A 17,924-nucleotide genomic window follows, 5' to 3' on the forward strand; every position below is an offset into this window, starting at 1 on the left:
CCGCGCCGGGCTGCGCGCATAAGGCGTCGTGCGACTCACCACCGCACGGACCCGATATGACCACCATCATCCGCGAAGCCGACCTGATCGAGAGCGTGGCCGACGCGCTGCAGTTCATCAGCTATTACCACCCGATGGATTATATCCGCGCCCTGGGCGTGGCGTATGAGGCGGAGCAGAGCCCGGCGGCCAAGGATGCGATCGCGCAGATCCTGACCAACAGCCGCATGTGCGCCGAGGGGCATCGCCCGATCTGCCAGGATACCGGCATCGTCACGGTGTTCGTGAAATGGGGCCAGGATTGCCGGCTGGAGTCGGACAGGTCGCTTCAGGAAGTGGTCGATGAGGGCGTGCGCCGCGCCTATCTCCATCCGGAGAACAAGCTGCGCGCCTCGATCCTCGCCGATCCGGCCTTCACCCGCCGCAACACGAAGGACAATACGCCGAGCGTCCTGCACGTCGAGATGGTGCCCGGCAGCAAGGTCTCGGTCGATGTCGCGGCGAAGGGCGGCGGCTCCGAGAACAAGTCCAAGTTCAAGATGATGAACCCGAGCGATTCGATCCTCGACTGGGTGCTCGAGATGATCCCGCAGATGGGCGCCGGCTGGTGCCCGCCGGGCATGCTCGGCATCGGCATCGGCGGCACCGCGGAAAAGGCCATGCTGCTCGCCAAGGAAAGCCTGATGGGGCCGATCGACATGGCGCAATTGAAGCAGCGCGGGCCGCGCAACGACATCGAGACGCTGCGCATCCAGATCTTCGACGCGGTCAACGCGCTCGGCATCGGCGCGCAGGGGCTGGGTGGGCTCTCGACCATCCTCGACGTGAAGATTTTCGACTGGCCGACGCACGCCGCGTCCAAGCCGGTGGCGATGATCCCGAACTGCGCGGCGACCCGCCACGCGCATTTCACGCTCGATGGGTCGGGTCCGGTCTATCTCGAGGCGCCGAAGCTCGACGAATGGCCCGATGTGAACTGGCAGCCCGATCAGGCGGCGATCCGGGTCGATCTCGACACGCTGACGCCGGAGGTGGTGCAGCGCTGGAAGCATGGCGACCGGCTGCTGCTCAACGGCAAGATGCTCACCGGCCGTGACGCCGCGCACAAGCGCATCAAGGACATGCTCGACGCCGGCGAGGAGCTGCCGGTCGAGTTCAAGGGCCGGGTGATCTATTATGTCGGCCCGGTCGATCCGGTCGGCGAGGAAGTGGTCGGCCCGGCGGGCCCCACGACGGCGACGCGCATGGACAAGTTCACCCGCATGATGCTGGAGCAGGGCCTGCTCGCGATGGTCGGCAAGGCCGAGCGGGGCCCGGCCGCGGTGGAGGCGATCCGCGACCACCAGTCCGCCTATCTGATGGCGGTCGGCGGCGCGGCCTATCTCGTCGCACGCGCGATCAAGGGTTCGAAGATCGTCGGCTTCGAGGACCTCGGCATGGAAGCGATCTACGACTTCGAGGTCAGCGATTTCCCGGTGACGGTGGCGGTCGACAGCGGGGGACAGAATGTCCACCAGCTCGCGCCGCTGGTCTGGCGCGAGAAGATCGCGCGGGAGAAATTGCTGGCGGGCGTCTGACGCATGGCCCGCATCGTCCTCCAGTCCCCGCTCGCGCCCGACGCGATCGCGACGAAACTGAAGGACGTGCTGGGCGATCGGACCACGAAGCCGGCCAAGGGCGTGACGGGCCAGGGCTCGGAACAGGACATGACGCTGTTCTATTTCCGCCCCAACATCCAGAACAGCTTCCAGACCAGCCTGACCGCGACGATGGAGCCCGCCGGTGGCGGCACCCGGATCGAGGGCAAGATCGGCACCCCGGCCAGCGCGCGGCTGTTCATGGGGTGCTGGTTCGGGTTCCTGACATTGTTCCTGGGGCTGGCCGGTGGCAGCATGATCGCGTCCGGCGCGCCGCTCGGCGAGATGCTGCCGTTCCTGGCGATCCCGCTCGGCATGATGGCGTTCGGGGGATTGCTCTGGCGGCTGGGCACCTGGACCGCGAAGAAGGACGAAGCGGCGATTCTGGCATTCCTCGCGACGACGGTGGCGGCGCGGGTGGTGGATTGACCACGTCACCTTTCCTCCCCATCGCAGATGGGGAGGGGAACCGCGCTCTTGCGCGGTGGAGGGGAAATGCCGGCCAGCCGCAAGATTGTGGAACGTGCGAGGAAATTACGCCGCGTGATGACGGCGCCGGAGGTGCAACTGTGGCAATGGCTGCGTGGCCGGCCCGATGACTTCAAGTTTCGGCGGCAGCACCCGACAGGGCGATATGTTCTCGATTTCTACTGCCCGGCGGCGCGGCTCGTCATCGAGGTGGATGGGGAAGCGCATAATCGAGGAGATCAGCCCGCGCGCGACATCGAGCGCGACGCGTGGTGTGCTGAGCAGGGCTTCCGGGTCCTGCGCATTCCCGCGACCCTGGTGATGAACGATCTGGACAGCGTTACCCGCGGGATAATGGCCGTATGTCACGAACAATTGTCGCGCCTTCCCCTCCACCATTCGCCGGAAGAGGCGAATGGTCCCCCTCCCGATGCTTCGCATGGGGAGGAATAGGGTTGATCACCTCTCCCATCTGGCTGCCGGCGACCGTCGTCGCCGGCGCGCTGCAGGCGTGGCGGACCGCTGTGCAGAAGCGCGTCAGCCACGGCATGTCGGTGAACGCCGCCGGGCTGGTGCGGTATCTCTATGGCCTGCCTTTCGCCCTGATGCTGGTCGCGGGGTACGAGCTGGTTTTTGCGTCGGGTGGCTTCCCGGCGCTGGGTCATCGCTTCCTCCTGTTCTGCGCCGCCGGCGGGCTGGCGCAGATCGTGGCGACCAATTTGCTGCTCCTGGCATTCGGCTATCGCAACTTCGTCGTCGGCACCGCCTATTCGAAGACCGAGGCCGTGCAGGGCGCCATCCTGTCCTTCCTGCTGCTCGGCGAAAGGCTGAGCCCGCTGAGCTGGGCCGGCATCGGCTGCGGCGTCATCGGCGTGATGGTGCTGTCGACCGGCGGCAAGCGCATGGGGCCGGTGGATTTCCTCCGCGCGCTCGGCCAGCCCGCAGCGCTGTGCGGCATCGCCTCGGGCTTCTTCTTCGCGCTGACCGCCATCGCCATCCGCCGCGCGACGCGGGAGGTGGCGACCCCCGATCCGATCCAGGCCGCGCTGATCGTGCTCGCGGTGACGGCCAGCCTGCAGGTGCTGATGCAGGGCAGCTATCTGATGCTGCGCGAACGCGATCAGGTCCGCACCGTGTTCGCCGAATGGCGTGTTGCGGGGCAGGTCGGGCTGCTGTCCTCGCTCGGATCGGCCTGCTGGTTCACCGGGTTCGCCACCGCGCCGGTGGCGTTGGTGCGCATCGTCGGCCAGGTCGAGGTCGCCTTCACCTTCGCCTTTTCGCGCTTCTATCTCGGCGAGCGCATGATGCGCAGCGAAGGGCTCGGCCTGGTCCTGGTGGTGACGGGCGTGGTCCTGGCGCTGGCCGGCGCGTTATAGAGTGAACACCATGAGAGCCGGGAGCTGATCGATGACGGACGCGGGCCGGAAGGCGGGGAGTACCGGTGCGCTGATCGCCACCGTGCTCGGGTCGAGCGTCGCGATGATCGACGGATCGGTGGTCAATGTCGCGCTGCCGGCGATGGCGCGCGGCCTTGGCGCCGACAGCAGCGGGGTGCAGTGGATCGTCAACGGTTTCATGCTGCCCCTGTCGGCCTTGGTGCTGATCGGCGGGGCGCTGGCCGACGGGGTCGGGCGCAAGCGCACCTTCCTCTGGGGCTTGCTGGCCTTCGCCGTCACCACGCTCGGTTGCATGGCCGCGCCGACGCTCGGCTGGCTGATCGCCGCGCGGATCGGACAGGGGATCGGTGCCGCGCTGCTGGTGCCGGCGAGCCTCGCGATCCTCGGCGCCGATTTCGAGGGCGCCGCGCGCGCCCGGGCGATCGGCACCTGGGCCGCGGCCGGCGCGATCGGCGGCGCGATCGGGCCGGTACTCGGCGGCTGGCTGGTCGATCATGTCGGCTGGCGCTCGATCTTCGCGCTGATCCTGCCGATCGCGGCGGCGGCGTTCGTGATGGGCTGGCGCTATGTCCCCGGCGGGCACGACAAGGATGCGACCCCGCCCGACTGGTACGGTGCCGCGCTCGCGACGGTCGGGCTCGGCCTGCTCGTCTGGGGCCTGACCCTGATGACCGCGCACGATCGCGGCACTGGCGCCGCGATGATCGGCGGCGGCACGATCGCGCTGGTCGCGTTCGTCGCACTCGAGGCGCGGCTTGGCGACCGCGCGATGGTGCCGCTCGCTTTGTTCGGCACGCGGACCTTTACCGGCCTGACCCTGCTCACCTTCCTGCTCTATGCCGCATTGTCGGGCTCGCTGTTGCTGCTCCCCTATCTGCTGATCGCGCATGGCTGGAGCGCGGCGGCGGCGGGCACGGCGGTGCTGCCCCTGCCGCTGATCATGGGCCTCGGTTCCCGCAGCATCGGCGCGCTGGCGGCGAAGGTCGGCGCCAGGCCGCTGCTGGCGATCGGGCCGATGGTGACGGGCGCCGGCTTCGCGCTGTTCGCGACGATGCCGGGCGAGGGCATCGACTATGTCCGCCACGTGCTGCCGGGCATGATGCTGGTGGGGATCGGCATGACGACGGCCGTCGCGCCGCTGACCACGACCGTGATGGCCGCGGTCGATCACCGCCACACCGGCGCTGCCTCGGGCGTCAATAACGCGACCGCGCGGATCGGCGGCATGATCGCGGTGGCGCTGATCGGACTGGTGCTGACCGGCGACGGGCGCGGCGTGTCGCTCGGCGCGTTCCACGGCGCGGCGCTCGCGGCGGCGGCGATGGCAGCAGGTGCGGGGCTGTGCGGGTGGCTGCTGGTGCGGGTTAAGCAGGTCTAGCCCCGCGTTCGTTCGAGCGACGCCGAGGAACCGGGAGGAACCCGAAACGGAGGGGCTTGGGCCCGGCGCGCCGCGGTGATATGCAACCGGCACCGGGGGGGAAGGACATTGGCCGAGCGGGTCGCGCTGCGCGGATATGACACGACATTGGATCGCGCCGGGCTGTCGCTCGGCGCGGGTGCCCTGATGGGCGGCGCGTTCGCCAGTATCCTGGTCGCGATCGGCGGGCCGCCGTCGCTGCTCGGCGTCGCCGTCGGGTTCGTCATCGGTATGGTGATTACGGTAATGACGGCGGTCGCGGTCGCCGCGCCCTTGTGGCTCGTCGCGCATGCCCTGAACCGGCGCGGCCCGGCCACCGCCGCGCTGATCGGCGGGCTTTGCGGGGTCGCGCTGTTCCTCGGCGGCCAGACCTATGGCTTCGGCCTGTTCGCCCTGCCCGCGACCGACACGTACACCTTGCTGTTCCGCTGGATCGGCGCGATCGCAAGCTGCGTGATCCTCGCGGGCATGTCGGCGGCGATCGGGCTGGTGATGTGGCGCGTCGCCTATCGGCGGACCGGCTGAACGGCCCGAATCAGGCGCCGCCGATCCGGTTCAGCAGGCGCCGATGCGCCGGGCGACCGTATGCGTCCTGGTCGTCATGCGCATCCTGCCCGTCATCACCGACGTGCCGCTGATGTCGAGCGACGTCGCCGTATAGGTCCCGTTCGACGTGACGGTCATGCCGCCGCTGCCGAAAGTGCAGGCCATCACCCCGGTCAGCCGGCCGCCGCTCGCGTTGAAGCTGGTGTACTGGCACTTGCCCTTGCTCGCCTCCATCACGCTGCGCGGCCCGTTCGCTGCCTGTTGCGGCGTGACGCACGCCGTGGCGACCTGCGGCGGCTGGCCGCGCATCCCGGCGGCTACGCCCGGAGGCCCGCCCTCCATCTGGACGTCGAGAATGGTGACCGTCGTCTGCCATTTGCCCGGCTGGATCGGCAGGCTGCCCGAGGCGGCGAGGAGGAGCAGCAAGGGCGCGGCGGCAAGGAACCTGTTCATCGCATTTTACTCCGAAACGGAAGTGACACGCGACCGATCCCGTTCGTTGCGGGTTGGCGTCTTCCTCCCCATATTCGCTGACTATGGCAATCCAGATTCGCACCAGCCTCGAAGAGCCCGAAACGGGCGTCAGCTTCGTTCCGCATCGGCCCGCGCGCCCGCCCAAGGCGGAGGGCGGCAAGAAGTTCAAGCTCGTCTCCGAATATACGCCCTCGGGCGACCAGCCGACGGCGATCGCCGAGCTGGTCGAACAGACCGAAGCGGGCGAGCGCGATCAGGTGCTGCTCGGCGTGACCGGATCGGGCAAGACCTTCACCATGGCCAAGGTGATCGAGGCCGTGCAGCGCCCGGCTTTGGTGCTCGCCCCGAACAAGATCCTCGCGGCGCAGCTCTATGGCGAGTTCAAGAGCTTCTTTCCCGAGAATGCCGTCGAATATTTCGTCAGCTATTATGATTATTACCAGCCCGAGGCCTATGTGCCGCGGTCGGACACGTACATCGAGAAGGAAAGCTCGGTGAACGAATCGATCGACCGGATGCGCCATTCGGCGACGCGCGCATTGCTCGAACGCGACGACGTGATCATCGTCGCCTCGGTCTCCTGCCTCTACGGCATCGGCTCGGTCGAGACCTATTCGGCGATGATCTTCGACCTGAAGAAGGGCCAGACGGTCGACCAGCGCGAGATCGTGCGCAAGCTCGTCTCGCTCCAGTACAAGCGCAACGACGCGGCGTTCCAGCGCGGCAATTTCCGGGTGAAGGGCTCCAACCTGGAGATCTTCCCGTCGCATTATGAAGACACTGCCTGGCGCGTGTCCTTCTTCGGCGACGATATCGAGGAGATCGTCGAGTTCGATCCGCTGACCGGCAAGAAGGTCGCGAGCCTCGATTATGTGCGCGTCTATGCCAACAGCCACTACGTCACGCCCGGCCCGACGCTGAAGCAGGCGATGGAGGCGATCAAGCACGAGCTCGCCGAGCGGCTGAAGGAGCTGATCCCCGAAGGAAAGCTGCTCGAGGCGCAGCGGCTCGAGCAGCGCACCAATTTCGACCTCGAGATGATCGCGGCGACGGGAAGCTGCGCGGGCATCGAGAATTATTCGCGCTTCCTCACCGGGCGTATGCCGGGCGAGCCGCCGCCGACGTTGTTCGAATATCTGCCCGACAATGCCCTGCTGTTCGTCGACGAAAGTCATGTCACGATCGGCCAGATCAACGGTATGTCGCGCGGCGATCACCGCCGAAAACTGACGCTCGCCGAATATGGCTTCCGCCTGCCCTCGGCGATCGACAACCGGCCTTTGCGCTTCAACGAATGGGAGGCGATGCGCCCCCAGACCACTTATGTCTCGGCCACGCCGGGCGGGTGGGAGATGGAGCAGACCGGCGGCGTCTTCGCCGAGCAGGTCATCCGCCCCACCGGGCTGATCGATCCGCCGATCGAGATCAAGCCGGTCGAGGAGCAGGTGCAGGACCTGATCGTCGAGGCAAAGAAGACGGCGGAGGCAGGGTATCGCACCCTGGTCACGACCTTGACCAAGCGCATGGCGGAGGATCTCACCGAGTTCATGCACGAGGCGGGCATCAAGGTCCGCTACATGCATTCCGACGTCGAGACGCTGGAGCGTATCGAACTGATCCGCGACCTCCGGCTCGGCGTCTATGACGTGCTGGTCGGCATCAACCTGCTGCGCGAGGGGCTCGATATCCCCGAATGCGGGCTGGTCGCGATTCTCGACGCCGACAAGGAAGGGTTCCTGCGCTCCGAGACCTCGCTGATCCAGACGATCGGCCGCGCGGCGCGCAACGTCGACGGGCGGGTGATCCTCTATGCCGATCGTATCACGGGCTCGATGGAGCGCGCGATGAACGAGACCAACCGGCGCCGCGAGAAGCAGCTGATCTACAATGAAGAGCACGGCATCACCCCGCAGACGATCCGCCGCAACATCGGCGACATCATCCAGGATGTGGCAAGCCGCGACCAGGTCACGATCGAGATCGACGAGGACCGGCCGCACATGGTCGGCCACAATCTGCGCGCCTATATCGAGGACCTCGAAAAACAGATGCGCGCGGCTGCTGCGGACCTCGAGTTCGAAACGGCCGGCCGCCTGCGCGACGAGATCAGGTCGCTGGAAGCGGAGGAGCTAGGCTTGCCGGCAGACGAGCACCGTGCCCCGGTGATGGGCCGCTCCAACGAGGGCAAGCCGGGCACACGCAAGACGCGCTACGGCAAGAGCCAGAAGATGCGGATGGGTGGGGGAAGGCGTTGATGTTCTCTATTTGTTCGGATATACTGATTTCCCTCCGCTGACGGAAATCCATTCCGCAGAATCGTCCGGGATGATTGCATGTCCGACGAGTTTGATATTTCCTCGTTTGTCCTGTATAAAGGACAAAAGTACGCGATCGAGCAGTCGGAGGATTTCGGCCGGTGGCTTACCAGCCTGCGTGATCGTGTCGGGCGTGCCCGCATCCTCGCACGGCTTCGGCGCCTCGCCGACGGCAATATCGGGGATGTGAAATCGGTCGGTGAAGGTGTTTACGAACTGAGGATGTTCTTTGGCCCAGGGTATCGGGCTTATTTCATGTACGTCGGCGATGTGGTGGTCCTGCTGCTTGCTGGTGGCGAGAAGGACAGTCAGAACCGGGACATCCGGGCAGCGATTCAATTGGCGGAGCGAGCGCGAGATGGCACTCAAGACGACACCGTTTGATCCGGCGGAATACCTCGAGACCGAAGAGGATATCATTGCTTACCTCGACGCGTCGATGGAGGGCGGCGACCCCGGAGCCATTGCCCAGGCTTTGGGAGATGTGGCGCGGTCGAAGGGCATGACCGAATTGTCCCGTAAAACGGGCGTCGGTCGCCAGGCGCTGTACGCCGCCCTTTCGGCGAACGGCAATCCGACGCTGGAGACGTTGACCTCGGTATTGGCCGCGATGGGGTTGCGGTTGAGCGTCGGCCGGGCGGCTGCCTGATCGCGGCCGCGCGTCTCCGCGTCCCCGGGTAGATCTGCGGCCGTCGGCATATCGAGTTTGGCGGCAGTCGCCTGCCGGGTCAGGGGCGGGCGTCGGGGCCGCGCCGGAAGCTGATGGCGATCCGGTTATAGGCGTTGATGAGACCGATCGACAGGGTCAGGTCGGCGACTTCCTTTTCGGAGAACTGGGCGCTGACCGTCGCGAACAGGTCGTCGGAAATTCGGGTGCTCGCCACCAGCGTCACCGCCTCGGTCCAGGCGAGTGCTGCACGCTCGCGCTCGCTGAAGAGGGGGCCGGCCTCGCGCCAGGCGGAGACCAGCAGCAGCTTCTCGGCAGGCACGCCGGCGGCAAGGAGGTCGCGGCTATGGCTGTCGATACAATAAGCGCAGCCGTTGATCTGCGAGGCCCGCAGATAGGACAGGTCGACGAGTGCCTTGGGCAGCCCGCAGCCACTGACATACATGTAGACGCCGCCAAGGGCCTTCATGCCGTTCGGCGCGAGGTGCTGATAGTCGAGCCGCATCATGGGTGGCCGTCCGTGATCTTGAGCGGTTCGCCGTCGCTGGAAACGAAGGTCACCAGCAGGCGCGCGGGAAGGGTCGCGCTGGCATTGGCGGTGAGGAGATGATGCGCGCCGGGCTGCTCGGTCCAGCCCTGGCCCACGCGGTAGGTGCGCGCAGGCTCGCCCGCGAGCCGGCTCCGCACGGTGCCCGCGAGCACATAGGCATAGACGAAGGCGCTTCCATGCCGATGGGGCGCCGCGCGGGCTCCCGGCGGGAAGGTTACGACGGCTGCGGTGAACCGCTTGCCTGGGACGCCGGGAAGCGCCTGCGAGACGAGCGGCGCGACACTTTCCTCGGGCACCGGCGCGGCGGCCGGCGCAGCCAGGAGGAGGAAGAGGGCCGCGACGCTATTGGCGTTCATGGAAGGAAACCGGATAGGCCGAATTGCGGATCGTGACCATCGGGTCGGCGATGCCGATGCCCGGCGGCAACGCGCCGGGCAGGAACAGCAGGTCCCGGTCGGCAGCCGCCGAGTTGGACGCGGCCTGGTCGATCGTGATGACGCCGAGCTTCACCAGGCGCCGGTTCTCGGGCCATGCCACCGACGGATCATCGATCTTGTCGGTGGCCTCGCCGATTTGCGCGAACCAGGTGAACCGGACCGGGGCCCTGACGACGCGGGCAGTGATGTCATCCATCAGATAGGTCGGGGTGCGTCCCTGCAGCGCTGCGTCACTGAGATAATGCTCGCCCGCCTGGGGCACGAAGCGATATCTGACAGGCCGGCTTTTCCCCGCCGCGTCGGTGAAGAAGAAGGCGTTGACCCCGAAGAATGCCGTGGTCGCGAAGCTCTCCGGCGGCGGCTTCTGGGTGGTGAAAAAGGCTTTTGCCGCGGGGTGCGACCCGAGAAATGTCTCGAAGGGCGTCGGCGAGGCCGTGCCTGCGGGGCTGTGGCCGAGCGCCTGCAGAAGCGTGCTGAACTCTGCCGCTGTCTTCACCGGAAAGCCGTTGAAGCTGTGGTTGACGATGTCGAGGTTCGACCCATCCGCAATCAGGAACTTGACCGCGAAACCGCGCGGGTTGGCGCTGCCGCTGGTATCCGGAATATCCGGCAGGCCCGTGAAATCCGAAAATCGGACGATCACCGGTACCGGGTGCGTGAATACCGCGGCGATCGACAAGCTGCTGGCATCGCGGCTGGGCTCGAAATGGCCCCGCAAGATGACGCCCTTGGTGTGGATGGCACGCGCATGATGGTCGCCAAAGGCCCCATGGAAGTCCTCGACCAGCTGGGCCGGGAGGCGTTTGGGAGGAGCCTGTTCCGTCTGCGCGTTCGCCGAGAGGGAGGCGAAGCCCAGCGCCGCGATCGTGGTCGCCATCAAGCGAATAGCCAAGAAACTTCTCCCCGGTCGTTCGATCGATGCTGCGCCAGGCGGGCCGCTCAAGTCTGTTCCCAAATTGCTATTTTGGGCCGATACCGATTTCTGCTCCGGCGGAGTTCTGGTGATGCAACTGGAAGATCAAGGCGGAGCCAAATATGGGGCCAGGGATATCCTGGCCTCGTCCGCTGCTCGCGAGTGGCGGGGACTGGCGGTGGATCATCGCCATCATCCGAAAGGCGAGGTGGGGTCCTTCCAGCCGCTGCATCTGGAAATCGCCATCGCGACGGGATGTGATCCGGATTGCGTCGTCAGCCGGACCGGCGATCGCATCCGCCAGCATACGCGGGTGGAGCCAGGGACACTATGGTTCTGCCCGGCAGGCGTGCAGGAAGACGATATCGTCTTGTCCGAATGGCACGATGCGCTTCACATCTACCTGCCTCCGGCTCGCTTCGTCGACCTTTCCGAGGTGCGCGGCGGCGCGGCCTGTCGTCCCGAGGCCGTCCCGTATCTCGGCGGCTTCTATGACGAACGCCTCCGCCGCATCGGCGCGGGGTTGCTCCGCGAGCTCCACGCGCCCAGCGCGGCGGGCTCCGTATTGATCGACACGCTATCGACCGAACTGACCGCTTGCGTCGTCGATAGCTATTCCGCCGACGCGCGCAGCCCGGGAAGCGATGAGGGCGGCCACAAGCTCGACGGCAGACGGCTGCGCCGTGTCTTCGACTATATGACCGCCCATCTCGAGGACGATGTCGGACTCGAGGATCTGGCTCAGGCAGCGTGCTTCAGCACTTTTCACTTCATTCGGATGTTCACCAGCACCACGGGCGTGCCGCCACACCGTTATCTGAGCCGCATGCGCCTCGAGCGCGCCAAGACATTATTGTCGCTGCGGACGATGCCGATCGCCGAGATTGCGCTGGCCTGTCGTTTCTCGTCCCAGTCGTCCTTCACCCGCGCCTTCCGCCGCGCCACGGGAACGACACCGCAAATCTATCGTCAGCAATCATGGTGTCCGCCCCGCTGACGTGTGGGCCGACCGGCGTCCCCGGTTAGCTGCCGCCAGGAGCGGGTCGATCACGGCATTTCGCGTCGATTTTCAAAAGCCATTCACCGATCGGCGCCCTCCGCACGGCGAGCCCAGAATCATATACTATACAATCCCATTGCGTGCGGCGGTGACTCATGCATAGTCGCGCCGCCGGCGCTTTCGCGTCGTCCGACGCTCCTGGTGGACCTTGGGCGTTATCATTCGCGCTTGTTGAAAGTGACCATGACGACTCCCATCAGCCGCCGCCAAGCTCTCCTGTCCACCGCTGCCGCACTCGCCGTCGCCCCCTGGGCGGCCCGCGCCGAGGCGCAAGCTGCGCTGACCGGCGGCACCGGGGCCGCACCCGCCAAACCGCCGGCGGACACCGACTGGATCGGTTATGGCAATGATCTGGCCTCCACCCGCTATGCCGGCCTGGACCAGATCGATGCCGGGAATTTCAACAATCTGGAGGTCGCCTGGCGGTTCAAGACCGACAATTTCGGGGCTCGCAAGGATTCCTATTTCAACGCCACCCCGACCGTGGTGAAGGGCCGCCTCTACGGGACCGTGGGCGTGGACCGCTATCTGGTCTGCATGGATGCCGCCACCGGGCAGCTCATCTGGACCTATCGCCACGACGAGAAGGGCCGGCTCGGCGCCCGCGGCGGCTCGGGCTGGGGTGTCGGCTATTGGACCGACGGCACGGTCGAGCGGATCCTGTACGTCACCCGAAGCTATCAGCTGATCTCGATCGACATCAAGACGGGCCTGCCCGATCCCGCGTTCGGCACGGGCAATGAAGTGGATCTCCGGCTCGACTGGGATCACGAGGTCGATCCCAAGGCGCCGGTCGTCGGGCTGCACGCGCCGCCGCTGGTGGTGAGGGACACCGTCGTCGTCGGTACCGCGTCGTCCTCGACCGGCCCCGGCTATCTGCGCGGCTTCGACGTGCGCACGGGCAAGCGGAAGTGGATTTTCCACACCGTGCCGAAAAAGGGCGAGTTCGGCTACGACACCTGGATCAAGCCGGGACAGGCCGAGACCGCGACCAACACCGGCGTGTGGGCGATGATGTCCGCCGATCCGGAGCTGGGTCTCGTCTATGCCGGGGTCGAGCTGCCCCAGGCCGACTGGATGGGCCTCACCCGGCACGGCGATGCGCTGTTCACCGAGACCCTGGTCGCGCTCGATATCGAAACGGGCGAGCGCCGCTGGCATTTCCAGACCGAGCATCACGGGCTGTGGGATCGCGACATCGCCTGCGCGCCCGTCCTGATGGATGTCCGCCAGGGCCGGAAAGTGATCAAGGCGCTGGCCCTGCCCAGCAAACAGGCCTTCCTGTTCGTGCTCGACCGCGCGACGGGCAAACCGGTCTGGCCGATCCGCGAGGAGAAGGTGCTGCCCGGCGACGTGCCCGGCGAATATTATGCGCCGACTCAGCCCGTGCCGTCGCGCCCGCCGCCGTTCGATCACCAGGGCGTCACGGCTGACGACGTGATCGACTGGACGCCCGAGCTGAAGGCACGCGCGCTCGAGATCATCAGCCACTACCGGCTGGGCGGGCTCTACCGGCCGCCGACCATCGCGAAGCCCGAGGGGCCGTGGGGCACGCTGATGACGCCGGAAAATCAGGGCGGCGCGAACTGGGCCGGCGGCGGCTGCGATCCGGAAACCGGCATCTTCTATATCTATTCGAAAACCGTGCTGCAGAATTACGCGATCAGGCAGCTGCCCAATGGACGTCTTGTCCCCGGAGGCAGTACGTCGCGCGGCACGAACGACAATATGGGTGCGGCCTTTGGCGGATCGGCGAATCCGGGCGGACGCGCGGGGCTCGGCGGGCCCGTCGCGCCCAACGTGAAGGACGGACTGAACGACCCGATCACGCCCGATCTGCTCACCATCGGCGGCATGCCGATCCTGAAGCCGCCTTACGGCCGGATCACCGCCCTCGACCTGACGCACGGCACCAAGCTCTGGCAGGTCGCGCACGGCGAAACGCCCGACTTCATCCGGAACAACCCGCTCCTCAAGGGCGTGACCATCCCGCGCACCGGCCAGTCCGGCATCCTCGGCGTCCTGGTGACCAAGACCCTCGTCATCTGCGGCGACAGCGGCGAATTCACCGACGAGCAGGGGCGCAAGGCGGCGCGATTGCGCGCCTATGACAAGATGACGGGGCACGAGGTCGGCACGGTCTTTCTCGATCAGCCGCAGACCGGCTCGCCGATGACCTATATGCTCGGTGGCCGTCAGCATATCGTGCTGGCCAGCGGGGGTTTCGATGGTGGAGAGTTCATCTGCTACCGCCTGCCAGCGCCTCGTGCGGCGGGGGCGCCGCGAACCGAAGCGCCGCGTCCGCCGATCACGGATTGATCGCGAAGACGGTCTTGTGGACGGTCGATTCAACCGCGGCCCGAATCGTCGCATCGTGGAGACTAGTCGGCGTTTGAAGAAATGCCGGCTCGCTCTTTCCCATGACGGTTCGGCACCGTTGCCTCGTCCGTCCCTGCTACTGCGAAACACCCCCTGTTAACGGCGCGGGCCTGCCCTGTTATGCGTGACCGCCGCCCTGTTATTCCGGAACAGGGCAGGTGCCATTCAAAACATTGAAATCTATGAAAAATATCTCCAACAAAGTTGGAAATAACAGGGCAAGAAAAAAATTCACCCTGTTCCACCCTGTTGATGGCCAGGAACAGGGCCGCGGTCGCCTGCCGGCGGCGGCCCGGCTGGTCGGCTTCGGCCGCCGACAACAGCGCCAGTCCGGCGGCGATTGGGCACGGGCCGGAGCAACGGACCGGAAGATCGCGCGTTTGCTGCTTCAGGCGGCTTGAACGCGGGGGGCGAATGATTTCCCGCGCGGCCGTCGGGAGGATTTATGTCGGCCTTTTCATCCCTGTCGCGGCGATCGACCTGCGGCTTCACGCTCGCCCTGTTGCTTGCCACATCGGCCTGCGGCGGCGGCGGCGGCGGGGGAGGTGGTGGCACGCCGACCCCGACGCCCGCCAACCAGGCCCCGAGCTTCACCTCCGCGGCCAGCGCCAGCGTCGTCGAGAACGCCACCGACGCCTATCAGGCGGCGGCGACCGATCCGGATGGCACGGCGCTGACCTACAGCATCGCCGGCGGCGCCGACGCTGCGCGCTTCTCGATCACCGCGGCCGGGCTGGTGCGGTTCGTGTCGCCGCCCAATTTCGAGGCGCCGGCCGATGCCGGGCAGGACAATGTCTATGACGTGCAGGTCGGCGTCACCGATGGGCAGGCGAGCGCCACGCGCGCCGTCGCGATCACCGTCACCAACAGCAAGGAAGGCATTCAGGTCCGCCGCGTCGGTACCGGGTTCAACCAGCCGCTCTATGTCGCGCCGATCCTGGGCGACACCCGCGTCATGGTCGTGGAAAAGGGCGGCAACCTGATCCTGCTCGATCCTGCGACCGGCGCCAAATCGCCGTTCGCCACGATCGAGAATATCTCGACTGACGGGGAACGGGGCCTGCTCGGCGTGGCGTTCGGCCCGGACTATCTGACCAACGGCTTCTTCTATGTCTATGCCACGAACAATGCCGCCGGCGGCAACAATGGCGATATTTCGGTTCGGCAATATCGGCGCCTGAGCAACGGATCGGTCAGCCGGTCCAACACCGTCGTCACCATTCCGCATACCGCCAACAACAATCACAATGGCGGCTGGCTCGGGTTCGGACCCGATGGCTATCTCTACATCGCGACCGGCGACGGCGGCGGCGGCGGCGATCCGGGCAACAATGCCCAGAATACCAGTTCGCTGCTCGGCAAGATCCTGCGGATCGAGATCGTCGCCGATCCCTTTGCCGGCGCGTCACCGCGCTATTTCGACGTGCCCGCCGACAATCCCTTCGCCAGCGGCGTCGGCGGCGCGCGCGAAGTCTATGCCTATGGCTTCCGCAATCCGTTCCGCGCGTCCTTCTGGGGCAGCAATCTGCTCATCGGCGATGTCGGCCAGGATGCGTGGGAAGAGCTCGACCTGCTCCGCCCGCAGGACAAGGGCGGCAATTATGGCTGGCGCTTCCGTGAAGGGACGCATGCCTTCAATGGCACCGCGCCTGCTGGACTGATCGATCCGGTGCTCGAATATGGCCATGGCACCGGGCCGAAACAGGGCAGCACGATCACCGGCGGCTATGTCTATCGCGGGCCGGTCGCCTCCCTCACCGGTTCCTATGTCTTCGCCGATTTCATCCGTGGCGGCATCTTCACCGTGCCGGCCAGCACGCTCACGCAGGGCACGACTCTGGGTGCGGCCGGCTTCGAACGTCGCAACGAGGATTTCGCGCCCGATATCGGCACGATCAACCAGCTCGCCTCGTTCGGCGAGGATGCGGCGGGCAATCTCTACCTCGTCGATCTCGATGGCGAGATTTATAGGGTGACGGCGTCACCCACCGCCTAGCGAGAGGTCCTCGATCGCCGTGCCGTAATAACTCGCCACACGATTGGCATAGTCCTGGTCGAACAGTGGCGGGTTGGCGGCCCAGCTCGGCCCGCCCTCGAGCACCTTGCGGTCGATCGTGACGAGATAGATGTCCGCTGCCGGCTCATAAGCGAGCAGGCTGAAGGGCAGGGGATAATAGGCCTTGCCCATGCCCAGGAAGCCGCCGATCGTCAGCACGACATAGGCCGTCCGGCCGGTTCGTTTGTTGATCAGAAACTCGTGGACCGATCCGACCTTTTCGTTGTCGCGCGTTCTCACTCTGATCGTGTCGCTCCGGGTCGAATAAGCGAGAAGCTGCACGGGCTGGTCTTTGGACATGGTCGTTCCTTCAATCGGGTCAATCCTCAAGGATCAAACTCGTGCGCTTCGTTTCCGGCAGCATCAGAAATGCGATCGTCGCGCAGAACAGGATCGCGGTGACATACCAGTAGAAGGCGGATTCGACATGCGCGTTCTTGAACCATAGCGCGACATATTCCGCTGTGCCGCCGAACGCCGCATTGCCGATCGCATAGGGGAAGGCGACACCCAGCGCGCGGATATGCGCCGGGAACAGTTCCGCCTTCACCAGCGCGCTGATCGAGGTATAGGCCGACAGCAGCATCAGCGGCCCGAGGATGATCGCGAAGGCAACCATTGGATCGCGTACCACCGCCAGCGCGCTGAACACCGGCACGGTCACGAGCATGCCGCCCACCCCGAACAGCAACAGCATCGGCTTGCGCCCGAATCTGTCGGCGAGCACGCCGAATACCGGCTGCGCCAGCATGTAGACGACAAGGGCCGCGGTCATCACCTGGGTCGCGGTCTGGATCTCGAAGCCGCTGGTGTTGACCAGGAATTTCTGGAGATAGGTGGTGTAGGCGTAGAAGGTGCAGCTGCCGCCCGCGCTGATGATCATGACCAGCAGGAACTCGCGCGGATGTGCCTTCCACAAGGCGATCAGGCCGGATTTGGGCCGGTCGGCCGACTGGTTCTCGAACGAGGCGGTCTCGGCGAGCCGGCGCCGCAGGATATAGACGACCAGTGCTAGCATCGCGCCGAAGAAGAAGGCGATACGCCAGCCCCATTCCGACATCTCGGTCTTGCTCAGCACCGTCTGCAGCAGCAGCGTGACCGCGAGCGCGGTGAGCTGCCCGCCGATCAGGGTGACATACTGGAAGCTCGACCAGAAGCCGCGCCGGTCGCGCGTCGCCATCTCGGAGAGATAGGTCGCGCTCGCGCCATATTCGCCGCCGACCGACAGGCCCTGGATCATGCGCGCGAGCACGAGAATGACCGGCGCCGCGACGCCGATCACGGCATAGCCTGGCACCAGCGCGATCATCAGCGAGCCCAGGCACATCAGCCCGACCGACAGCGCCAGCCCCGCCTTGCGGCCATGCGTGTCGGCATAGCGCCCCATCCAGTAGGCGCCGATCGGCCGCATGACGAAACCCACCGCGAAGATCGCGCTGGTGCCCATCAGCTGCGCGGTCGGATCGCCCTTGGGAAAGAAGGTCGCCGCGAAATAGAGCGACAGCGAGGAATAGGCATACCAGTCATACCATTCGACCAGGTTGCCGGCCGATCCGCCGACGATGGATTTCAGTCGCTTGGCATCGATCGCCATGATCCGCTCTCTCC

19 protein-coding genes are annotated in these 17,924 nt (G+C 66.0%); 13 read left to right on the forward strand and 6 right to left on the reverse strand.

The genetic code is table 11. The annotated features are described in order from the left end of the window. Positions 1-56: 56 nt before the first annotated feature. The 6 genes from ACZ1I5_RS03400 (at position 57) to ACZ1I5_RS03425 (ending at position 5,444) form a co-directional block, all read left to right on the forward strand. Complete coding sequence (locus ACZ1I5_RS03400; protein WP_465172334.1) at positions 57-1,577, forward strand: fumarate hydratase; 1,521 nt, start codon at positions 57-59, stop codon at positions 1,575-1,577. A 3-nt stretch (positions 1,578-1,580) separates the two neighbouring features. Continuing rightward, positions 1,581-2,066: a hypothetical protein gene (locus ACZ1I5_RS03405; protein WP_465172335.1), complete on the forward strand. Its 486-nt coding sequence runs from the start codon at positions 1,581-1,583 to the stop codon at positions 2,064-2,066. Between the two features lie 66 nt (positions 2,067-2,132). Next, positions 2,133-2,558 (forward strand): endonuclease domain-containing protein, encoded by a 426-nt coding sequence (locus tag ACZ1I5_RS03410; protein ID WP_465172336.1) that lies wholly within the window; start codon positions 2,133-2,135, stop codon positions 2,556-2,558. A gap of 2 nt (positions 2,559-2,560) precedes the next feature. Continuing rightward, the gene (locus ACZ1I5_RS03415; protein WP_465172337.1) at positions 2,561-3,481 is read left to right on the forward strand and encodes a DMT family transporter; all 921 of its coding nucleotides are present in this window, start codon (positions 2,561-2,563) and stop codon (positions 3,479-3,481) included. A 31-nt stretch (positions 3,482-3,512) separates the two neighbouring features. Next, positions 3,513-4,880 (forward strand): MFS transporter, encoded by a 1,368-nt coding sequence (locus tag ACZ1I5_RS03420; RefSeq protein ID WP_465172338.1) that lies wholly within the window; start codon positions 3,513-3,515, stop codon positions 4,878-4,880. A 108-nt stretch (positions 4,881-4,988) separates the two neighbouring features. Continuing rightward, positions 4,989-5,444, forward strand: a complete 456-nt coding sequence (locus ACZ1I5_RS03425; RefSeq protein ID WP_465172339.1) for a hypothetical protein — start codon at positions 4,989-4,991, stop codon at positions 5,442-5,444. Positions 5,445-5,474: 30 nt separating this feature from the next. Here ACZ1I5_RS03425 and ACZ1I5_RS03430 read toward each other — a convergent pair whose 3' ends face one another. Further along, complete coding sequence (locus ACZ1I5_RS03430) at positions 5,475-5,918, reverse strand: DUF3617 domain-containing protein (protein WP_465172340.1); 444 nt, start codon at positions 5,916-5,918, stop codon at positions 5,475-5,477. Between the two features lie 83 nt (positions 5,919-6,001). Between ACZ1I5_RS03430 and uvrB the strand changes: the two genes are divergently transcribed. From uvrB to ACZ1I5_RS03445, 3 genes are all read left to right on the forward strand, one after another. Continuing rightward, positions 6,002-8,194: an excinuclease ABC subunit UvrB gene (gene uvrB, locus ACZ1I5_RS03435; protein WP_465172341.1), complete on the forward strand. Its 2,193-nt coding sequence runs from the start codon at positions 6,002-6,004 to the stop codon at positions 8,192-8,194. Positions 8,195-8,272: 78 nt separating this feature from the next. Next, positions 8,273-8,638 (forward strand): type II toxin-antitoxin system RelE/ParE family toxin, encoded by a 366-nt coding sequence (locus ACZ1I5_RS03440; protein ID WP_465172342.1) that lies wholly within the window; start codon positions 8,273-8,275, stop codon positions 8,636-8,638. Continuing rightward, the gene (locus ACZ1I5_RS03445) at positions 8,613-8,903 is read left to right on the forward strand and encodes an addiction module antidote protein (RefSeq protein WP_465172343.1); all 291 of its coding nucleotides are present in this window, start codon (positions 8,613-8,615) and stop codon (positions 8,901-8,903) included. The genes ACZ1I5_RS03440 and ACZ1I5_RS03445 overlap by 26 nt, the downstream gene beginning before the upstream one ends. Before the next feature lie 79 nt (positions 8,904-8,982). On the opposite strand, the gene ACZ1I5_RS03450 is transcribed toward ACZ1I5_RS03445, so the two are convergent. Genes ACZ1I5_RS03450 through ACZ1I5_RS03460 form a run of 3 tightly spaced genes read right to left on the reverse strand, consistent with a single transcriptional unit; the run spans position 8,983 to position 10,785 of the window. Next, positions 8,983-9,429 carry a carboxymuconolactone decarboxylase family protein gene (locus tag ACZ1I5_RS03450; protein WP_465172344.1) on the reverse strand — a complete coding sequence of 149 codons (447 nt, stop codon included), beginning with the start codon at positions 9,427-9,429 and terminating at the stop codon, positions 8,983-8,985. Next, positions 9,426-9,827, reverse strand: a complete 402-nt coding sequence (locus ACZ1I5_RS03455; protein WP_465172345.1) for a cupin domain-containing protein — start codon at positions 9,825-9,827, stop codon at positions 9,426-9,428. The genes ACZ1I5_RS03450 and ACZ1I5_RS03455 overlap by 4 nt, the downstream gene beginning before the upstream one ends. After that, a complete protein-coding gene (locus ACZ1I5_RS03460) occupies positions 9,814-10,785 on the reverse strand; it encodes a catalase family peroxidase (RefSeq protein WP_465172346.1) in 972 nt (323 codons plus the stop codon). The genes ACZ1I5_RS03455 and ACZ1I5_RS03460 overlap by 14 nt, the downstream gene beginning before the upstream one ends. On the opposite strand from ACZ1I5_RS03460, the gene ACZ1I5_RS03465 reads away from it, so the two are divergent. From ACZ1I5_RS03465 to ACZ1I5_RS03480, 4 genes are all read left to right on the forward strand, one after another. Next, positions 10,775-11,818 (forward strand): helix-turn-helix domain-containing protein, encoded by a 1,044-nt coding sequence (locus ACZ1I5_RS03465; protein WP_465172347.1) that lies wholly within the window; start codon positions 10,775-10,777, stop codon positions 11,816-11,818. The two genes, ACZ1I5_RS03460 and ACZ1I5_RS03465, sit on opposite strands and share 11 nt — an antisense overlap. A gap of 246 nt (positions 11,819-12,064) precedes the next feature. Then, positions 12,065-14,200: an outer membrane protein assembly factor BamB family protein gene (locus ACZ1I5_RS03470; RefSeq protein WP_465172348.1), complete on the forward strand. Its 2,136-nt coding sequence runs from the start codon at positions 12,065-12,067 to the stop codon at positions 14,198-14,200. Positions 14,201-14,442: 242 nt separating this feature from the next. Continuing rightward, entirely contained in the window at positions 14,443-14,661 is a 219-nt protein-coding gene (locus ACZ1I5_RS03475) for a hypothetical protein (RefSeq protein ID WP_465172349.1), read from the forward strand. A gap of 44 nt (positions 14,662-14,705) precedes the next feature. Further along, the gene (locus tag ACZ1I5_RS03480; RefSeq protein ID WP_465172350.1) at positions 14,706-16,256 is read left to right on the forward strand and encodes a PQQ-dependent sugar dehydrogenase; all 1,551 of its coding nucleotides are present in this window, start codon (positions 14,706-14,708) and stop codon (positions 16,254-16,256) included. On the opposite strand, the gene ACZ1I5_RS03485 is transcribed toward ACZ1I5_RS03480, so the two are convergent. Together ACZ1I5_RS03485 and ACZ1I5_RS03490 are read right to left on the reverse strand one after the other, a co-directional pair. Further along, the gene (locus ACZ1I5_RS03485) at positions 16,242-16,616 is read right to left on the reverse strand and encodes a PRC-barrel domain-containing protein (protein ID WP_465172351.1); all 375 of its coding nucleotides are present in this window, start codon (positions 16,614-16,616) and stop codon (positions 16,242-16,244) included. The genes ACZ1I5_RS03480 and ACZ1I5_RS03485 overlap by 15 nt on opposite strands. Positions 16,617-16,635: 19 nt before the next feature. Continuing rightward, positions 16,636-17,910, reverse strand: a complete 1,275-nt coding sequence (locus ACZ1I5_RS03490) for an MFS transporter (protein WP_465172352.1) — start codon at positions 17,908-17,910, stop codon at positions 16,636-16,638. Positions 17,911-17,924 lie beyond the last annotated feature (14 nt).

Source organism: Sphingomonas sp. BL-S-30 (assembly GCF_055521475.1).